The sequence below is a fragment of the Nocardia amikacinitolerans genome, from assembly GCF_900215415.1.
GTDB classification, from domain to species: Bacteria; Actinomycetota; Actinomycetes; order Mycobacteriales; family Mycobacteriaceae; genus Nocardia; species Nocardia amikacinitolerans.
Window position 1 is genome coordinate 903,358 of sequence record NZ_OBEG01000001.1, and the last position, 16,905, is coordinate 920,262.

Below are 16,905 nucleotides of genomic sequence, written 5' to 3' on the forward strand. Positions count from 1 at the left end.
TCCTTCGACTTGCTGGGATCAGTCGTAGACGACGACGCCCCGCAGGTTCCGACCGGCATTCGTGTCGGCGAAGCCCTTCGTGATGTCATCGAGGGAATAGCGAGTGGTGACGAGTTCGTCGAGTTTCACTCCTCCGTGGTCGTGATTCAGCATAATATATTTGAAGGCCTCCTTCACGCGATCGGCCGGAAACTCGGGAGGCCCTTCTGATCCCTGCGGGGGGCCTCGGGCCACGGCGTCGGTCACCGACGCGCATGTCACATCCGTGCGCCCGTCCCTCCGGTGACCGACGTCGTTTTCCAAGGGCCGGTGCTGCGCGATCGTGCTTCGGGGCCGCATAATGCGTAAGTGCCGAACGACAAAGATCCACTGAACGCCGATTCCTCGCCGCGGGAGTTGCCCCGCCGGGTGACTTCGCAGCGTCAGCAGTTGTCCGAGGACGTCGCGAGCTACGTGCGGGAACTGATCATCTCAGGCCGGGTGCGCTCCGGTGAGTTCCTGCGCGCCGAACCGATCGCCGAAGCGGTCGGAGTGAGTAACACGCCCGTGCGTGAAGGCCTTTTGCTGCTCAGCGGTGAGGGGTTCGTCGAACTGGTCCCGCGGCGCGGGTTCATGGTGTCGGCGTTCAGCAGGCAGGACGTGCGCGATCTGTTCTGGGCACAGGCTACGCTCGCAGGCGAATTGGCTTCGCGCGCAGCGAAATCCATCTCGCCGCGACAACTCGCCCACCTGGCCGATGTGGTCGCCGAGCACGAACAGGCGGTCGCCGAGGGAGCCGACCTCGACCGCATCGTCGCGCTCGGCCACGAATTCCATCGCACCGTGAACCTGGCCGCGGATTCCCGTCGACTCGCGCTGCTGTTGCGCTCGATCGTCAAGCAGCTGCCCAACCGGTTCTACGGCAACATCGAGGGCCATGCCAACGAGTCGCTCGATTTCCACCCGGCCATTCTCGAGGCGCTGCGGAAGCGTCGCGCGAAGACGGCGAGCAGTCTGATGCGAGATCACATCATGTCCGGGGCCGACGAACTCATCGCGATGCTGGAGAAACAGGGTATGTGGTCCACGCCGGAGAAGTCCACCGCCTAGGCCGCAGTGTCCAGAAAGTTGGACACTCGGTCCACCGGTTCGCGCGCAGCATGGGTGGCGCAGGACAGCATTGCAGCGAACCGGACAGGAAGGCACCGTTCAACGATGAGCAGCACCCCCGATCAGGCCACCAAGGACCTCGCGAACAATTGGGTCAAGGCCCTGACCAACATCGATCTCTTCAAGGAGATCAGCCATGAGGATTGCCTCGTGTGGCACAGTGCCGACGACAAGTGGGTCTCCGTGGCCGACGCCGTCGCTGCTGTGTACGAGCGCTCCGGTGACGGTCCCATCCCGACCTTCGTCTCCGTCGGCGTCACCTACACCGAGAAGGGCTTCTTCCACGAGTGCACCACCGAGGTGACGATAGGCGGACAGGAGATGAAGCTGCATCTGGTCCAGATCGTGGAGGTCCGCGACGGCAAGGCCGCGCGGGTCCGTGAGTACATCGGCCCGGAGATGGGCGTTCAGCCCTGATCCCGAATCCGGGATCTCTATGGTAGGGGCTGGTGCGGTGACCGAGATGGTCACCGCACCAGCCCCTTTCGGGGGTCTAGGAAGTGATGGCGACGACGGGCCCGTCGGACATGACGACGCCGGTGTCGACCGAAGGCCGGCCGGACGGTGCGAGGCTGCCGTCGACCCGGATGGTGTAGGTGTGCACCCGCGTGGTCACCTGCGCGGTGAGCACATCGATGAGATACAGCGTCTTGCCGTCGGGGTGCAAGGCCACCTGGCCGGGCAGTGTGGCCGCGGGCGCCGCGTACGGTGACCCGGGCAGTTCGCTCAGCCGCCCGTCCGCGTGCACGTCGAACCCCGCGATGGACCCGCCCATGGCGTTGGGGACGTACAAGCGGGTGCCGTCGGCGGTCACGACCGCACCATGGGGAACCCCGTGGGTCGGATAGGGCGAACCGGGCGTTGGCGCGAGTTCTCCGTTCGCGCCGATCGCGAACCCGGACAGGTCGAACCCGAACTCGTTGCTCACGTAGAGGTATCGACCGTCGGGGCTGAACCCTGGCGCCACCGGACCGAGTTTCACCTCGGTCGCGCCGAGCGGGGTCATCGTGCCATCCGGGGCAATGGCGTAGTTGGACATGGTGTTTCCGAGGTAGGTGACCACCCGGAGGAAGCGCCCGCTCGGGTCGACAGCCGCCATGCCGACGGCGCTGAAACCGTCCACCGGCACCGTCGGCGCTCCCGTGGGGATGAGCGCGCCCGAAGGCGTCACCGCGAAGGACTCGACGTGCCCCGGGGCTCCGCCGACCACGAACAGCTGGGTGCCGTCCGGGCTGAGCGCGGCGGCAGTCGGCGGGCCGCCGACGGTGATGTCCGCGCCGGGGATCGGATGCAGCGTCCCGTTGTCGTCCAGGCGGTACCCGGAGACGCCGAGGTCACCGGCGTGCGGCACGTAGACGGTGCGCCCGTCCGGAGCGAGCACCAGCGAGAGGACGCCGAAGCCGGTCGGGAACGGGCTGTTGGGGACGCTCGACAATGTCCCGTCCTCGGCTACGCGCAGGACGCTGATGCCCATCGACGCGGTGCCCGCGACCACCAGGAAGCGGGAATTCGCGGCCGACGCGGGGGCCGGCGCTGTGCTCCAGCCGACGACGCTGAGCAGCATGGCGATGAAAGCCACTGCGGCGCAACGGAGTAGCAGGCTCCCAGGGCGGGATCGGCCGGGTGCGGAGTAGGAAGTCATCGGTGATCTCCTCGATGAGATTCGAAGCCAACGATCGGCAGGGGGCGGATCGCGCGACAACTCGGAACGATCACATTTTGTGTATGATCTGGCAACCATCGTTGTGTGCCGTGACAACCGGACGGGAATCTCTTTGCGCTATTTCAAATCGACTACCCAAGTGAGATTGCACACTATATTGTGCATAATCTGGTAGGCGACGTGGCCTGCCCGATACACGGAGGTACCGCATCCTGATGCTCAGGAACGCATTCACACCGCGACGTGTCGCCGCAGGCGTGGCCGCCGCGCTCGCGCTGTCGCTGTCCCCGGCTCTCGCGCATTCGGCACCCGCCGGCGACGCGCCACGCTATCTGCTGGTCACCGGCACCGGTTCTTCGAACATCAGCGTCCTGCGGGTCGAGGACAACGGCGCGCTCACCCAGGTGCCCGGCGCGCCGTTCGCCGGCGACACCGGCTCGCTGACTCTCGAGATCACCCCGGACGGCCGTCGGGTCTACACCGGGCACGTGGTCTCGGGCTCGATCATCGGTTACGACCTCGGCGCCGACGGTTCACTGCACCAGATCGACGGCAGCCGAATGGATTTCGGTGCCCCTGTGATCGGCGTGACGATCACCCCGGACGGTTCCCGCCTGTTCGCGACCATAGGCTCGCTGACCACCGAGGTCCGCTCCTTCGACATCAGCGCCTCCGGCGTTCTCGTCCCGACCGGCGCGCCCGCCACCCCGGTACCCGGGATGAGCGGCTTGAGCCTGCCGCAGGTGACCCCCGACGGGCGCAACCTGATCGTGAGCACGTTCATCGGCGCTACCGTGACAAGCTACGCCATCAATGCCGACGCCTCGCTCACCCAGGTCGGGCCCACCCTGGCCACGGGCGAGCGCCCCGCGTTGCCCGCCATCACCCCGAACGGCCGCTACCTCTACATCAGCAACGAAGGCAGTGCCACTCTGTCCGGTTACGTGATCGCACCGGACGGAAGCCTGTCGGACGCGCCGGGCTCGCCGTACCCGACCGGTGACACTCCGCACGGTTCGGCGATCACGTCCGACGGTAAACGCATGTACGTGCCCGCATCGAGCGGCGGCCAGGTCGACGGTTTCCGCATCGGTGCCGACGGGGCGCTCTCGCCGCTGCCCGGCTCCCCCTACCCCGCTCCGGGCGGCACGATCCCCGGCCGCGTGGTGCTCAGCGCCGACGAGGACGAGCTCTGGGTCATCGACTCCCTCACCGTGAACGGCACGGCCAGGGTGCACACCTACAATGTCGCCGCCGACGGCAGCGTCGCCGCGTCGGGTCTGCCGGCCGTCGACACGGGCGTGATCTTCCACGATGGCCCGTCCGCCCACCTGACCCCCGCACGATGACGCATCGCGGTGGGCCGTCCGGCCCACCGCGACATCCACGCCTGTCCACCCGAGGAGAACCGCTGTGCCGTCGGCCGAAGCAGAGCCGAGCGTCGAGGACACCCCTCCCGGCAGCTCACGTCACCCCTTGCGTGCCCGTCTCGGCACGAGCGTGCGGACCCGCGTGCTGGCGATCGCCCTGATTCCGAGCCTGGTGCTGCTGGCGACGGGCGCCGTCGCGGTCACGCTGGTCGGGCTCCGCGCGCAGTCGGTCAAGGAATGGTCCGACTACCGGGGAACGGTGATCGACCCGCTGCTGCGGTTCGTGACGTCGATCCAGGCGGAGCGACTCGCCAGCGTCACCGCGCAGGATCACGCGCCCGGCACGGACGCGGAACTGCGCACCAGTCGTGACGACACCGACCGCGCGATCGCCGAGACCGCCCGGATCGCCTCGGCGGCACAGGATATCGATCAGAACACCGGCGCGGAGTCCATCCAGGCGCTCTCGGATCTCATCGGGCGGATGCAGGTGATCCGGGAATCGGTCGACAGCAGGAAGGCGACCGCGGGCGACGTCGACCTGTACTTCAGCGACCTCATCGCCGCCATGCTCGGGGCGGGCCAGGAATCCGCACGATCGAAGTCCTCCGACACCACGACGATGGACGCCGAGATGACCGCGATCGACCTGCTGCGCGCGGCCGAAAGCCATTCGCGCGTGGTGAGTCTCGTGGCCGCGGGGACTGCGGCGGCCGACGGTCTGTCGCCGCGTGAGCGGCGTGTACTCGCGCAACATATCGGTGTCTACCGCAAACAATTCGACCTCGTCGACACCCGCTTGTCGACGGCGGTGCGCTCGAGCGTCCGCTCGCTGACCGGCGGCGCCGACTGGCGTGTCGGCACCACGGGTGAGGACGAGATGGCCGAACGTGGCGAGTTGTCGATGCCGGTGCAGCAATGGCTGGCTGCCGAACGCGCGGTCGACACCCGCCTGATCGCGGTGATCCGCGATCAGTTCCGGGTGACGGTTGACGCGACAAGTGCTGCGGCCGACCGTTTGATCGACCAGCTGCTCTTCGTCTCGGCCATCATGCTCGTCGTCACGATCCTCGCGGTGTCGGGTTCGCTGGTGCTGGCCAATCGGCTGTTGCGGCGCCTGCGCATCCTGCGCTCAGCCAGCCTCGAGCTCGCCAACGACCGGCTGCCAGACCTCATCCGCCGCATCCACAACGGCGAACAGGTCGACGCGCAGGCCGAGACAGCCCCGGTCGACCGCGGTCGCGACGAGATCGGCCAGGTGGCCGCCGCATTCGCCGTCGCTCAGCGGACCGCGCTCGAAACGGCGGTGGGCGAGGCGAGTACCCGCAACGGGTTCAACAAGGTGTTCCTCGACATCGCGTTCCGCAGCCAGGCCCTGGTGCGCAGACAGCTCGATCTCCTCGACATCGCTGAGGCCCGCCAGGACGACCCGGAAGACCTCGAGCTGCTGTTCCAGCTCGACCACCTGGCCACCCGTGCCCGCCGCAACTCCGAGAACCTGCTCATCCTCGGCGGTCGCGCGCCGGGACGGCGCTGGCGCAACCCGGTGGCGCTCGAGGAGATCGTGCGCAGCGCGGTGTCCGAGACCGAGGGGTACGCGCGGGTGAGCGCGATCCGACTGCCCGCGGTGAGCGTGCTCGGCACGGCCGTCGCCGACCTCATCCACCTGCTGGCCGAGCTGATCGACAACGCGACCGCGTTCTCCCCACCGGACGCACCGGTGGCGGTGCACGGCAACTCGGTCGGCAGGGGAGTGGTGGTCGAGGTCGACGACCAGGGACTCGGAATCTCCTTCGAAGAACGGGAACGCCTCAACGCGATGCTGGCCGAGCCACCACAGTTCCACGAGATGGCGCTGGCGGGACATCGTCATCTCGGGCTTTTCGTGGTGAGCAGACTCTCGGCGCGCCATAACATTTCGGTGACCCTGCAGGAATCGCCGTACGGTGGCGTGCGCGCGATCGTGCTGGTGCCGTGGGCCGTGCTCGAGGCCGGTGACGACAACCCGACCGCAGCGGTCGAACCCGTGCGCACCCGCGACGCCGTACACCGGGTTCCTGCTGTCGCCACGTCGCCCGGCGCGCCAAGGCCTGACCCGCTTCCGGCGCCTGCCGAACCGGAGCCGGTCCGCCGGGCCGACCCCGTGGGGCGCAGCGGCCGCCACGTGGCGAGGCAGGAGCCGCCGGCCAGGCTAAGCGGGCATCCGGGCGCCGAAATGGACCGCAGGCCCGCCCTGCCCAGACGGGAACGGCTCACGCACCTTTCTCCCCAACTCAGTACCGATGTAGGAGAAGAGGACTCGTACTCCGCGGCTCCTGGAGCGACTGCACGCGCCCGAGCGCCCGAGACGGTGCGAACAGCGATGAGTTCGCTGCAGAACGGCACGCGCCGGGCACGCGTCCGCCCACCCCATTCCCATCCGTAGAACGGTCAGAACATGAACGAGGACATGATGGTTCGTCAGGCACCGGCAGGCACACTCGACTGGTTGCTCACCGACCTGGTGACAACGACATCAGGCGCCGAACGCGCGGTGGTCCTGTCTGCCGATGGTCTGGCGCTTGCCGGATCCGATGGAATCGAGCGAGAGGATGTCGAGCACCTGGCCGCGATGTCGTCGGCCCTGCACAGCCTGGCACGCGGAGTGGGCACACGGTTCGGCAAAGGGGCGCTGCATCAGACCGTGGTCGAGCTGGAGGACGGCTATCTCCTGGTCACCGAGGCGGGCCACGGCGCGTGTCTGGCCCTGCTGACCGACGCCGACGTGGATCTCGGCCTGATCGCCTACGAGATGAACGTGATCGTCGGCCAAGTGCGTGAGCATTTGTCCGCGGCGCCGAGAACCTCGATGTCGACGCGAGTGCCGTGAGTGAGGGGCCGGACGAGGTGTGGGGCTACGAGGACGACGACCCGGGGCCTCTGGTTCGGCCGTTCGCGCTGACCCGCGGCCGAGCGGGCAGGGATCTGCCGGAGCTGGACATCCTGACCCTCGTGATCTCGGTCGGCTACGACTCGGACGTGATCCAGCTCGACCGCGAGTACGCCCAGATCTTTCAGCTGTGCCGCCATCAGCCGATGTCGATCGCCGAAATCTCCGCCCACTTGAAACTCCTGCTGGTCACCGTGAAGGTGCTGGTCAGCGACCTCATCGCGGCCGGCTATGTGATCTTCCGATCTCCACCGAGGCCCGAAGCAGGCGCCGACCCCGAACTACTGCAGGCGGTATTGGATGGCATACGCAACCTCTGACGGACGCGATTCGGCGCCCATTTCCACCGAACTGGCGGTAAAGATCCTGGTGGCCGGGGGATTCGGGGTCGGCAAGACGACCATGGTCGGCGCGATCAGCGAGATCACCCCGCTGCGCACCGAGGAACAGCTCACCGAGCTGAGTAGTTCTGTGGACGATCTGCGCGGCATCGAAGCCAAGCGAACAACCACCGTCGCACTGGATTTCGGCCGGATCACCATCAACCCCCGCGTGATTCTCTACCTGTTCGGCACTCCCGGGCAGGACCGGTTCTGGTTCCTGTGGCCCGAGCTTTCGCGTGGCGCGCTCGGCGCGGTGGTCCTGGTCGACACTCGGCGGCTGGCCGACAGTTTCGCCGCGGTGGACTATTTCGAATCCCGGCGAATTCCGTTCGTGGTGGCGGTGAACTGCTTCGACGGCGCGGATCGGTACGCGCCGGAGGAAATCGGCGCCGCACTGGGCGTGCCGACCCATGTGCCGATCATGCTGTGCGACGCACGTGATCGCGCGTCGTGCAAGGAGGTGCTGGTCTGCCTGTTCGAATACATCATGGCCAGTACCACCGGGGTTCGCTCGCTCCCGATGTGAATTGTGAAGGCGCACAATAACTCAGAGCGACGCGGCAACGCACAATATATTATGCAGGCATCCTAGTCCTGGATGCGAACCTCTTCGAAAGGTCAACAAATGAGCGATCTGCTCGACCTGGTCAACGTGCACTACGCCGGCCTCGAAGCCGGCGATCTGGAACTGGCCGCGCGCCCGTTCACCGAGGATGTGGCGGCGCAGTTCCCGTCCGGCCCGCTCACCGGGATCGAGGCGCTGCGGGGGATGATCGGTGCCTTCATCACGGCGTTTCCCGGGATGAAGATCGAACGTCGCAACACGTGGGTCGATGGTGACACCGCGATCGCCGAGATCGTCTTCACCGGTGTCCAGACCGGACCGCTGGCGACCGCCGACGGCGAGGTTCCGCCGTCCGGCCGCACAGTGACATTCCCGCTCATCGACACCTTCACCCTGCGTGACGGCAAGGTATCCGAGCACCGTGTCTACTGGGACAACGTCAGCTTCCTGACCCAGCTCGGCCTGATGCCCGCTCAGGGCTGAGCGGCCCGTTCGACGCGAGACCCCTTCGGCTCCGGCCGGAGGGGTCTTCGCTTGTTCGTACCGGTGGTCGGTGTGCAGTTTTCTGGACATTTCGCCGACGGTTCGGGCCATAACCTCCCAGGTATGACCTCTGATTCAACGTCGACAGGTGGTTCGGGAACGCGGCGCGCGCGAGCGGGCTGGGTACTCGCCCTCGCAGCGACCGTTCTCCCCGGCTTCACGGCGACAGCGACATCCGCGACAGCCGACGCGGACGGCTACCACATCTACGCCCACGGATTCCTCAGCAACGGCATCGTCGGCTACAACGCGTCCGACACAGACCAGCCGACGCCGATCCAGGGCAAGCCGATGCCCGGCGCGCTGAACTGGCCGCAGGCGCCCAGCCCGGACGGCCGGTTCCTGTTCGTCGCCCCGGGAACGAACCCGCGGCTGATCCCCTACGCCATCGGTGCCGACGGCGAACTCACCGAGAGAACGCCGCTCGCGATGCCCGATGTCCCGGTGGACATCATCTTCGCGCCGAACAGCCGCGACGCCTTCGTCGTCGTCGGCCTGCAGAACGCGCAAGTCGTGCCGGTGCGCATCGGCGCCGACGGCACTCCCACCCTCAACGGTTCGCCGATGCCGTTCGGGGAGTCGCTCGACGGCGTCGCCTCGGGCACCGTCTCGCCGGACGGCAAGCAGCTGTACGTGGCCAGCCTGCTGCCGCGTCAGCTGCTGGTGTTCGACATCAATGCCGATGGTTCGGTTTCCCCGGTCAAGCAGCGGATGTCGACTGGCCTGAATCCGATCTATCCGCGGGTCACCCCGGACGGCAGGCACGTGTACGTCATCAACGAGATCAGCGGTTCGGTGTCCGGCTTCACCCGGGCGGGGGACGGAACGCTCACCGAGATCGGGGGATCGCCGTTCCCGACCGGCATGCTGCCGCACGTCACGAGCATCACGCCTGACGGTCGTTTCCTGTACGTGCCGAACATGGGGTCGGGGCACATCAGCTCCTTCGCGGTGGAGCCGAACGGTGTGCTGACGCCGTTGCCCGATGTCGCTTTCGCGCCGGAGAAGCCCGGCACTTTCGCCGAATCCTCGGTGATGTCGCCCAGTGGTGAGGTGCTCTGGGCGCTGGGCACCGACCCGTTGCGGGGCGGAGAGGAGATACTGCGGCGGTTCACGATCGGCTCGGACGGCGTCCTCGATCTGGATGAATCGGTCGCGGTCTACACCGGCACCTACGTTGCCGACGGACGGACGTTGTCGGTGATTCCCCGACGCTGATCTGAACGCACAAGGCCCCTCCGGCATCGGCCGGAGGGGCCTTGTGCAGGTAAGCGCCTATGGTCGGCATCACGTGTGGGTCGAACTCACCGACGCGAGCCGTGCCCGGCTCGTCGAGGAGCGGGCGGTGGGGTTGGACTGGTTGGCCCGCGCCATCGACGAACGTCTCACCGACGAGGAGCGCGAAGCCCTCGGCCAGGCGCTGCCCACGCTGCGGAAGCTGACCGTCGCGGGGCCGATCGAATGATCGCCGTGCGCCGGCTCACCCCCGCCCTTGTCCACGCCGCCCTGACTTCGGCCATCGTCAGCTCGCTCGGCATGTTGTTGGTGCCCGCGATCTCGCGCGAGATGCAGGTCGACGTGAGCGCGGCGCAGTGGATGCTCACCGTCAACTTGCTGGTCGGCGCGGTGACGACCCCGGTCATGGGCAGGCTGAGCGATGGGCCGCACAAGAAGCGGCTGCTGCTGTGGTCGTTGACGATCATCCTGATCGGGTCTGTCGTCGCGGCCGTGGCCACCGATTTCGCGGTCTTCCTGGTCGGGCGCGCGTTGCAGGGGCTCAGTTACGGGATCGTGCCGGTGACCATCGCGCTCGCCCGCCGCTATCTACCCGCCGGCGAGGTGCGCAACGGCATCTCCACGCTGTCGGTCACGGTGACCACCGGCCTCGGGCTCGGTTATCCGCTCACCGGCATCTTCGCCGATGTGTTCAGCTACCGATTCGCGTTTGGGCGGCAGCGCTATTCCTGCTGACGACGGTGCTCGTGGTGACGACCCGCCGCGAACGACACACTGACCGGCCACCGCACCGATGCGGGTGTGGGACCAGGCCTGTCATGGACATCGCTGGCGAGGAACAGCGCGGCGTCGGCGATATCGCGGGCCCGGCCCGCGCGCCCGATCAGCGTCTCGCCACCGATGCGGTCACCGATCCCGGTGAGGAACTCCTCCTCGCGGTCCCGGCTCACCCCGAACATGTCGGTGATGATCGAGGTGAGGACCGCGCCCGGCAGCGACCTTGCCGGCCAGCAGCTTCACAGCGGCCACTGCAGGTGTTTGACCTCGAAGAATTCGCGGAACCCTTCTTCGCCGCCTTCCCGCCCGATGCCGCTGTGGCCGGGTCCGCCCCACGGGGCGTCGGCGCGCATACCACCGCCGCCGTTGATGGTGACGGTGCCCGAGCGCAGCCGCCGGGCGAACTCGATCGCGGCGGGTGTCGGTCCCCATACGTTGGCGTTGAGGGCGTATTTGACGTCGTTGGCCATGCAAACGGCGTCGTCGAGGTCGGTGTAGGGCAGGACGACGCCGACGGGGGCGAACAGTTCTTCCTGGGCGATCTCGGCTTCGTTCGGCACACCGGTCACCAGGGTCGGCTCGAGGAAGAATCCGTCGTCGAGGCCTATCGGTCGGCCGCCACCGACCGGGATGTCGGCGCCCGCGTCACGGGCTCGGGCGAGGAATCCTTCGACGTCGGCGCGGTGTTCACCGGTGATGAGTGGTCCGAGGACGGTGTCGGGTGCGAGCGGGTCGCCGACGGTGAGGGTGCGCAGGAACGCGCCCGAACGCTCGACGTATTCGTCGAAATCGGCCTGCGGCACCAGGGTTCGTGTGGTCGCTCCGCAGGCTTGGCCGCTGTTGCGGGTGAACCGCAGCGCCGAGGCGGGGACCGCGCGTTCCAGGTCGGTGCCCGGCAGGACGATATTGGGCGACTTGCCGCCGAGTTCGAGAACCACCTTCTTCAACGTCGGGGCGGCCAGGGTGAGAATCGTGCTGCCGACGGCGGGGGAGCCGGTGAAGGTGACCATGTCTACTTCGGCGGCGGTGACGACCTGCTCGGTGACCGCCGGTGGTCCGAACACGAAATTGACCGCGCCGGCGGGAAATCCGGCTTCCTCGACCAACCTGACGAACGCGGCGGTGAGCAGCACGGACTTGGGTGAGGTGACCAGCACCGTGGAACAACCGGCGGCGAGGGCGGCGCCGAGTTTGTAGGCGCTCATCATGATCGGCACGTTGTAGGCGACGATCGCGGCGACCACGCCCGCGGGTTGGCGTAGCAGCAGGCTGCTGGTGGTGATCGGGTCGTGGTCGAGCGGCATGGGCTGCTCGTACCCGTCGCGGGGACCCCGGACGGCGGCGTCGGCGAACCAGCGGAAGAACTTCGCGGGCAGGTCGACGTGCAGGGTCGGGCCGCTGCTGATCGGGGTGCCGATCTCGGTGGCCGCGAGCCCGACCAGTGCCTCCCGGTTCTCCTGGAGCAGGTCGGCGAGGCGGTGCAGCAGGGCGCCGCGTTCGGCCGGGCCGAGACGGCTCCATTCACCCTCGTCGAAGGCGCGCCGGGCAGCGGAGACGGCCGCGGCCACCTGGGCGGGACCGCTGGCGGGGGTGAACGCCACCTGGAGTCCGGTCGCGGGATTGATCGTGGCGATGGGGACGCCGTCACCAGCGCTCCAGCGACCGTCGAAGTAGCTCGCGGCCGCGCCGATCAGAGTTGTCATGCGTGAATCCTTTTCGGATAGAGACCAGTTCGAGATCGGGGAGGTCATCCCGCCATGTAGCCACCGTCGACGACGAATTCGCCGCCGGTCGCGTAGGCGGCACGGTCGGAACCCCGGCATTTGTTGAACGCGCCGTCGAGGCGGCCGTATTCGGCGACGACCGTGTCGACCAGACCATTCACCGAGGCACCGTCGGTGAGGTCCGCGGGCAGGGCGAGAACCTCCCCGCCCGCGGCGCCGGTGATGAGGACGACTTTCCCGTCGAGCAACATGAGTGTCCTTTCGGAGCGAATGATGGTGGGAGGCTCAACCGACTCGGGAGGCCGGCCAGTCATGGGCGGGGGAACGCCACGCGGGCCAGTGGTCCTCGGGTTCGGGCCGGGTCACCGACACGTGATGGAAGCACCGCTGGCACTTCACGACCATGCGCGGGCCGAGGAAGTTGGCGACGGGGTAGCGGGCCAGTTCGGACGCGCCGCAGGCCGGGCACGCACCGTCGACGGGCACCCGTTCGACGTATACGCGGTCGGTTTCGGGGCGGGGGAACAGGAGTCGATCGACTGACATGGGAGTGGTCCTTGTCTTCAGAGGGTCCAGGTGAGGGGAGTGGCGACCGGCACCTGCCAGCGCCCCTCGGCACGTTCGGTCACCAGGTGCGCCCGCTGTGCGCTGGTGGCAGCCTCGTCGACCTCGCCGCCGACGAGCACGACTCCGTAACCGGCAGCCGCGAATTCGGGGCTCACCAGGCCGGCCCGCACGTCGGCGGCGACTCGAGCGGGCTCGCGTTCGAGGGGGTCACCCCAGCCGCCACCACCGCCGATCACGAACCGCAGGGCGTCTCCGGCCTTCAGGATCAGGCCGGAGAACTTGCCCGTCTGATAACGTGCACCCCGGCCGAATTCGCCGTGGTTGGGATCAGGCCTGCCCTCGGCGTCGAACATGCCGAACAACGGCTCGACCCCGCGCAGATCGAGCGGATCGCCGTGCCGGGCGAGATCGAAATCCTCGATGTACCAGCCGAATGCGGGAGCGCCGGCGCCGCCGCCGTTGGACCCGGGGGCGCCGACGCGGATCCGGTCGGCGGTGACGGTGACCATCGTGTCGGACTCGGCGTAGATCGAATACACCGAACCGGCACCGCCGCGATACCGCCCCGCACCGGCGGTGTCGATCACCATCTCGTGCTGGACGACGACCAGCGGGCTCTCGATCTCGAGGTGTTCCTGCACGGAGGTGCGGCAGTTACCGATCGGAATCACACAGAACGAGACACCGTCTTCCGTCCAGGTGCCGCCCCAGCCGCCGCCGGCGAGCGCGAACGCGCCCCACGGTGTGCCCTCGTGTCCGGCGCGGGTGTCGATGCCGCCGAGGCTGACGACCACCGCGGTACCGGTGTCGCACGCGAAGGCCTCGTCGGTGGCCTGGCTCAGCGCCTGGGTCACCACGTTGATGCCGCGCGCGCCGATATCGGCGTGGTTGGAGCAGCTCGACGGTGGCAGCACCTGCACGACGCTGCCGGGCGGCAGGATCGTCTCGACCGGTCGCAACGTGCCGCTGTTGACCGGCGTGGACGGGTCGACCATCAGCTTGACCGCCTCGATGCAGCGGGTGGCTTCGCACCAGGCGGTACCGCAGTTGCCCAGCGGCTGACGGCCAGAACCGGAGAAGTCGATCTCCATCGAATCCCCGCGGACCTTCACGGTGACGTGCACGGGGATCGCCTCGTCGCTGACGCCGTCCTCGTCGAGGAAGTCCTCGGCCGTGTAGTCGCCGTCGGGGATGCTCGCGATGCCGCGGCGCATGCTCGCTTCGGTGGATTCGATGGCGTAGCGCCCCGCCGCCCGGATCTTGTCCAGGCCGCTGCGGGCGACGAGTTCCCGCAGTTGCCGTTCGCCGACGACCAGGCAACCGTGCAGCGCGCGCAGATCGCCGAGCACCAGTTGCGGCACCCGGTTGTTCTCGAGGATGAAGTTGAAGGTCGGCCGCACCGGAACGTCGTTTGCGTACAACAGTGTCGGCGGCAGCTTGAGCTGTTCCTCGAAGTGGGTCTGGGTGCCGTTGGAGAAGCCGCCGGGGATCGCGCCGCCGAGATCGACCAGGTGCGAGGTCGAGTGCAGCAGGAATTCCACGCGGTCGTTCACGAACACCGGGCGCAGCAGGTTCACGTCGGACTGATGGATGGTGCCGCGCCACGGGTCGTTGACGAAGATGACGTCACCGGGCTGCATCGTGTCGATGTCCCAGTCGTCCATCACGAAGTTGGCGATGTGCGGTGCGGTGAAGGCGTGCTGCATGCAGCCCTCCCACAGCGCGACCGTCTCCCAGCCGTCGTCGGTGCGCATGTGGATGGCGCTGGTGCAGTCCAGAATGTCGCGGCACACCGGGGAGAACGCGCTGCGCATCAGCGAATCCAGCATTTCGCGGGCGACTTCGATGAGGCCGTGGCGCAGGATGTCGAGTTCGACGTCGACGGCAGTGCCGGAAGTTTCGATGGTGGTCATGGTTGCTCCTCAGGCCTGCGGCTCGATGATGAGATTGAGGTCGTCGTCCACGTGGGCCGCCCGGCCGGGCAGCACGAGCGTGGTCGCGAACTTCTCGGCGATCAGGGCGGGGCCCGGCACCGGATGGTGCGGTGCGAGACGTTCACGGATGTGGATCGGCACCTCGACGGGTTCGGTGGTGCCGGGCACGGTCAGCCAGGTGGTACGCAGGAAGGCCTCGCCCTCGTCCGGGGTGTGGTCGGCGGCGCCGAGTTCGCGCGGGATCACCGCGGTCACCTCCACGGTCGACACCACGACGGGGATCTCCGGGGCCGCGAAACCGTAGGAATCCTGATAGAACTCGTGGAATCGGGGGATCAGCTCGCCGACTCGCTCGGCGGTGATGGCGCCCGCCTCGATCGGCAGCCGGTTGTCCCAGGTCTGGCCGCGGTACATCGCGAACACGGCGCGTTCGAAACGCAGGCGCGACACGTCGATGCCCTGGTCTCGCAGCTCAGACCTGACGCTGTTCTGCAAGGCCGTGAACGCGGCCTTCACAGCCTCGGCGCGGTCGGGCGCCAGGGGCGTCATGATGGATTGCGCGCGGGTCACCATGAGATCGCTGCGCAGCAGACCCAGCGCCGAGAACTGGCCGGGACTGCGCGGCACGATCACCTTGTCCAAGCCGAGGATCTGGCCGACACGGTCGGCGAGCATCGGCCCCGCCGAACCGGACGGTTGCAGGGCGAACTCGCGGACGTCGAGACCGCGGTACACCGAGATACTGCGCACCTTCGCCGCGATGTCCTGGCACGCGATTTCGTAAGCGGCCGAAGCGAGTTCGAGCGCCGACATGCCCCACTGCTTGCCGGTCGTGCGCAAAGCCTGGACGGCCCCGTCGACATCGAGCCTGATCGCCCCGTTGGCGAACAGGTCCGGTTGCAGGATGCCGAGTGCGGCACACGCGTCGGTGAGCGTCGGTTCCGCGCCGCCACGCTGGTAGCAGACCGGGCCGGGATTCGAGCCGGCCGAGGCCGGGCCGACGGCGACGGTGCCGAGGGCGCTGGGCCGGATCAGACTGCCGGCGCCGGAGCCGATGCTCTCGACGTCGACCAGCGGCATGGTCAGGGTCAAGCCGGTCTCGAGGGTCCAGGTGTCGGTGAGGGGGGTCTTGCCACCGCGGATCGCTGCGACGTCGGTGCTGGTGCCGCCGACATCGATGGTGAGCAGATTCCGCGCCCCGCACTCGTTGGCGAGCTTGACGCTGCCACTCACCCCGCCGACCGGGCCGGAAACGAGCTGGAACACCGGAGCCCGGCCCGCGTCGGTGAAGGTCGCCACGCCGCCGTTCATCATCATGATCCACAAGGTGCCTCGGTAGTCCTGCTCGGACAGCCGGGCCATCAGGCGCTCGAGATAACCGACGACGGCCGGACCCACGTAGGCGTCGAGCGCCACGGTGGTGGTGCGTTCGTGCTCGCGTGTCACCGGATACAGCGCCGAGGTCTGGACGTAGGCGTCAGGCAGTTCCTCGGCGACGATCTCGGCGGTGCGCTGCTCGTGCGCGGTGTTGATGTAGGAGTTCATCAAGCACACCGCCACCGAACGGGCGCCCTGTTCCCCGAGTTCGCGGGCGGCACGGCGCACGGCGTCCTCGTCGAGCGCGAGCAGTTCGGTGCCGTCGTAGCGCAGCCGACCGGGGACACCGAAGCGCGATTCGCGCCGCACGATCGGGCGTTCCTGGTGCGGGCGCAGCCAGGTCGGGTCGTAGAAGCGGTCACCGAATTCGCGGTGCATGCGCCCGATGTCGAGCAGATCGCGGTGGCCGCCGGTTGCGATCAGCCCGGTGTGCGCGCCCGTCCGGCTCAGCAGCGCGTTGATTCCCACGGTGTGCCCGTGCACGATTTCGGCGACCTCGGGCACGGCGACGTCGATTGCCGCCAGCGCCGCGAGAGCGCCGACCTCCTGTTCGGTGGTCGACAGAACCTTCCCGTCGCGGACTTCGCCGGTCTTCTGGTTGAGCCCGATGATGTCGGTGAACGTGCCACCGACGTCGATACCGACGATCCAGTCGGCTTCCCGTTCGCTCTGGGTCATACCGCGCCTC

18 protein-coding genes and 1 pseudogene are annotated in these 16,905 nt (G+C 67.8%); 11 read left to right on the forward strand and 8 right to left on the reverse strand.

Translation table 11 applies throughout. From position 1 onward, the window contains the following. Positions 1–18 precede the first annotated feature (18 nt). Positions 19–246 (reverse strand): hypothetical protein, encoded by a 228-nt coding sequence (locus tag CRP45_RS33655; RefSeq protein ID WP_179830750.1) that lies wholly within the window; start codon positions 244–246, stop codon positions 19–21. Between the two features lie 102 nt (positions 247–348). Between CRP45_RS33655 and CRP45_RS04275 the strand changes: the two genes are divergently transcribed. Both CRP45_RS04275 and CRP45_RS04280 read left to right on the forward strand, forming a co-directional pair. Continuing rightward, positions 349–1,089, forward strand: coding sequence for a GntR family transcriptional regulator (locus CRP45_RS04275; RefSeq protein WP_372508007.1), 741 nt, complete (start codon positions 349–351; stop codon positions 1,087–1,089). Between the two features lie 105 nt (positions 1,090–1,194). Further along, on the forward strand, positions 1,195–1,566 hold the full coding sequence (locus tag CRP45_RS04280) for a nuclear transport factor 2-like protein (protein WP_245909884.1): 372 nt from the start codon (positions 1,195–1,197) through the stop codon (positions 1,564–1,566). A 76-nt stretch (positions 1,567–1,642) separates the two neighbouring features. Here CRP45_RS04280 and CRP45_RS04285 read toward each other — a convergent pair whose 3' ends face one another. After that, positions 1,643–2,791 carry a lactonase family protein gene (locus CRP45_RS04285; RefSeq protein ID WP_179830751.1) on the reverse strand — a complete coding sequence of 383 codons (1,149 nt, stop codon included), beginning with the start codon at positions 2,789–2,791 and terminating at the stop codon, positions 1,643–1,645. 236 nt (positions 2,792–3,027) lie between these two features. Here CRP45_RS04285 and CRP45_RS04290 point away from each other — a divergent pair, with 236 nt between their 5' ends. From CRP45_RS04290 to CRP45_RS04325, 9 genes and pseudogenes are all read left to right on the forward strand, one after another. Further along, positions 3,028–4,161 carry a lactonase family protein gene (locus CRP45_RS04290; RefSeq protein ID WP_097243867.1) on the forward strand — a complete coding sequence of 378 codons (1,134 nt, stop codon included), beginning with the start codon at positions 3,028–3,030 and terminating at the stop codon, positions 4,159–4,161. A 64-nt stretch (positions 4,162–4,225) separates the two neighbouring features. Beyond that, positions 4,226–6,607 (forward strand): sensor histidine kinase, encoded by a 2,382-nt coding sequence (locus tag CRP45_RS04295; protein WP_097243868.1) that lies wholly within the window; start codon positions 4,226–4,228, stop codon positions 6,605–6,607. A gap of 12 nt (positions 6,608–6,619) precedes the next feature. Continuing rightward, positions 6,620–7,051 (forward strand): roadblock/LC7 domain-containing protein, encoded by a 432-nt coding sequence (locus CRP45_RS04300; protein ID WP_097243869.1) that lies wholly within the window; start codon positions 6,620–6,622, stop codon positions 7,049–7,051. Further along, positions 7,048–7,431: a DUF742 domain-containing protein gene (locus CRP45_RS04305; protein ID WP_097243870.1), complete on the forward strand. Its 384-nt coding sequence runs from the start codon at positions 7,048–7,050 to the stop codon at positions 7,429–7,431. The genes CRP45_RS04300 and CRP45_RS04305 overlap by 4 nt, the downstream gene beginning before the upstream one ends. Beyond that, entirely contained in the window at positions 7,412–8,020 is a 609-nt protein-coding gene (locus tag CRP45_RS04310; RefSeq protein WP_097243871.1) for a GTP-binding protein, read from the forward strand. Before CRP45_RS04305 ends, CRP45_RS04310 begins: the two co-directional genes overlap by 20 nt. A 99-nt stretch (positions 8,021–8,119) precedes the next feature. Then, a complete protein-coding gene (locus CRP45_RS04315) occupies positions 8,120–8,542 on the forward strand; it encodes an ester cyclase (protein ID WP_179830752.1) in 423 nt (140 codons plus the stop codon). 123 nt (positions 8,543–8,665) lie between these two features. Further along, positions 8,666–9,820: a lactonase family protein gene (locus CRP45_RS04320; RefSeq protein ID WP_097243873.1), complete on the forward strand. Its 1,155-nt coding sequence runs from the start codon at positions 8,666–8,668 to the stop codon at positions 9,818–9,820. A 73-nt stretch (positions 9,821–9,893) separates the two neighbouring features. After that, positions 9,894–10,067: a hypothetical protein gene (locus CRP45_RS33660; RefSeq protein ID WP_179830753.1), complete on the forward strand. Its 174-nt coding sequence runs from the start codon at positions 9,894–9,896 to the stop codon at positions 10,065–10,067. Beyond that, a pseudogene (locus tag CRP45_RS04325) lies at positions 10,064–10,590 on the forward strand (MFS transporter); the annotation flags it as partial. The gene CRP45_RS33660 and the pseudogene CRP45_RS04325, both read left to right, overlap by 4 nt. Here CRP45_RS04325 and CRP45_RS04330 read toward each other — a convergent pair. Genes CRP45_RS04330 through CRP45_RS04355 form a run of 6 tightly spaced genes read right to left on the reverse strand, consistent with a single transcriptional unit; the run spans position 10,561 to position 16,895 of the window. Next, the gene (locus CRP45_RS04330; protein WP_097243874.1) at positions 10,561–10,797 is read right to left on the reverse strand and encodes a hypothetical protein; all 237 of its coding nucleotides are present in this window, start codon (positions 10,795–10,797) and stop codon (positions 10,561–10,563) included. The pseudogene CRP45_RS04325 and the gene CRP45_RS04330 overlap by 30 nt on opposite strands. Before the next feature lie 57 nt (positions 10,798–10,854). After that, entirely contained in the window at positions 10,855–12,318 is a 1,464-nt protein-coding gene (locus tag CRP45_RS04335; protein WP_097243875.1) for an aldehyde dehydrogenase family protein, read from the reverse strand. A gap of 44 nt (positions 12,319–12,362) precedes the next feature. Continuing rightward, on the reverse strand, positions 12,363–12,590 hold the full coding sequence (locus tag CRP45_RS33665; RefSeq protein ID WP_179830754.1) for an SDR family oxidoreductase: 228 nt from the start codon (positions 12,588–12,590) through the stop codon (positions 12,363–12,365). Positions 12,591–12,624: 34 nt separating this feature from the next. Then, positions 12,625–12,885 (reverse strand): hypothetical protein, encoded by a 261-nt coding sequence (locus CRP45_RS04345; protein ID WP_097243876.1) that lies wholly within the window; start codon positions 12,883–12,885, stop codon positions 12,625–12,627. A 17-nt stretch (positions 12,886–12,902) separates the two neighbouring features. Continuing rightward, on the reverse strand, positions 12,903–14,819 hold the full coding sequence (locus CRP45_RS04350) for a hydantoinase B/oxoprolinase family protein (RefSeq protein ID WP_097243877.1): 1,917 nt from the start codon (positions 14,817–14,819) through the stop codon (positions 12,903–12,905). A gap of 9 nt (positions 14,820–14,828) precedes the next feature. Next, entirely contained in the window at positions 14,829–16,895 is a 2,067-nt protein-coding gene (locus CRP45_RS04355) for a hydantoinase/oxoprolinase family protein (RefSeq protein WP_097243878.1), read from the reverse strand. Between the last annotated feature and the right edge of the window lie 10 nt (positions 16,896–16,905).

What these genes read in the sequence shown, in the direction of transcription:
- CRP45_RS04300 (WP_097243869.1), top strand. Translation starts at nt 6,620, where the DNA reads ATGAACGAGGACATGATGGTTCGTCAGGCACCGGCAGGCACACTCGAC.
- CRP45_RS04320 (WP_097243873.1), top strand. Translation starts at nt 8,666, where the DNA reads ATGACCTCTGATTCAACGTCGACAGGTGGTTCGGGAACGCGGCGCGCG.
- CRP45_RS04310 (WP_097243871.1), top strand. Translation starts at nt 7,412, where the DNA reads ATGGCATACGCAACCTCTGACGGACGCGATTCGGCGCCCATTTCCACC.
- CRP45_RS04355 (WP_097243878.1), bottom strand. Translation starts at nt 16,895, where the DNA reads ATGACCCAGAGCGAACGGGAAGCCGACTGGATCGTCGGTATCGACGTC.
- CRP45_RS33665 (WP_179830754.1), bottom strand. Translation starts at nt 12,590, where the DNA reads ATGTTGCTCGACGGGAAAGTCGTCCTCATCACCGGCGCCGCGGGCGGG.
- CRP45_RS04285 (WP_179830751.1), bottom strand. Translation starts at nt 2,791, where the DNA reads ATGACTTCCTACTCCGCACCCGGCCGATCCCGCCCTGGGAGCCTGCTA.
- CRP45_RS04315 (WP_179830752.1), top strand. Translation starts at nt 8,120, where the DNA reads ATGAGCGATCTGCTCGACCTGGTCAACGTGCACTACGCCGGCCTCGAA.
- CRP45_RS04330 (WP_097243874.1), bottom strand. Translation starts at nt 10,797, where the DNA reads ATGTTCGGGGTGAGCCGGGACCGCGAGGAGGAGTTCCTCACCGGGATC.
- CRP45_RS04290 (WP_097243867.1), top strand. Translation starts at nt 3,028, where the DNA reads ATGCTCAGGAACGCATTCACACCGCGACGTGTCGCCGCAGGCGTGGCC.
- CRP45_RS04350 (WP_097243877.1), bottom strand. Translation starts at nt 14,819, where the DNA reads ATGACCACCATCGAAACTTCCGGCACTGCCGTCGACGTCGAACTCGAC.
- CRP45_RS04280 (WP_245909884.1), top strand. Translation starts at nt 1,195, where the DNA reads ATGAGCAGCACCCCCGATCAGGCCACCAAGGACCTCGCGAACAATTGG.
- CRP45_RS04335 (WP_097243875.1), bottom strand. Translation starts at nt 12,318, where the DNA reads ATGACAACTCTGATCGGCGCGGCCGCGAGCTACTTCGACGGTCGCTGG.
- CRP45_RS04345 (WP_097243876.1), bottom strand. Translation starts at nt 12,885, where the DNA reads ATGTCAGTCGATCGACTCCTGTTCCCCCGCCCCGAAACCGACCGCGTA.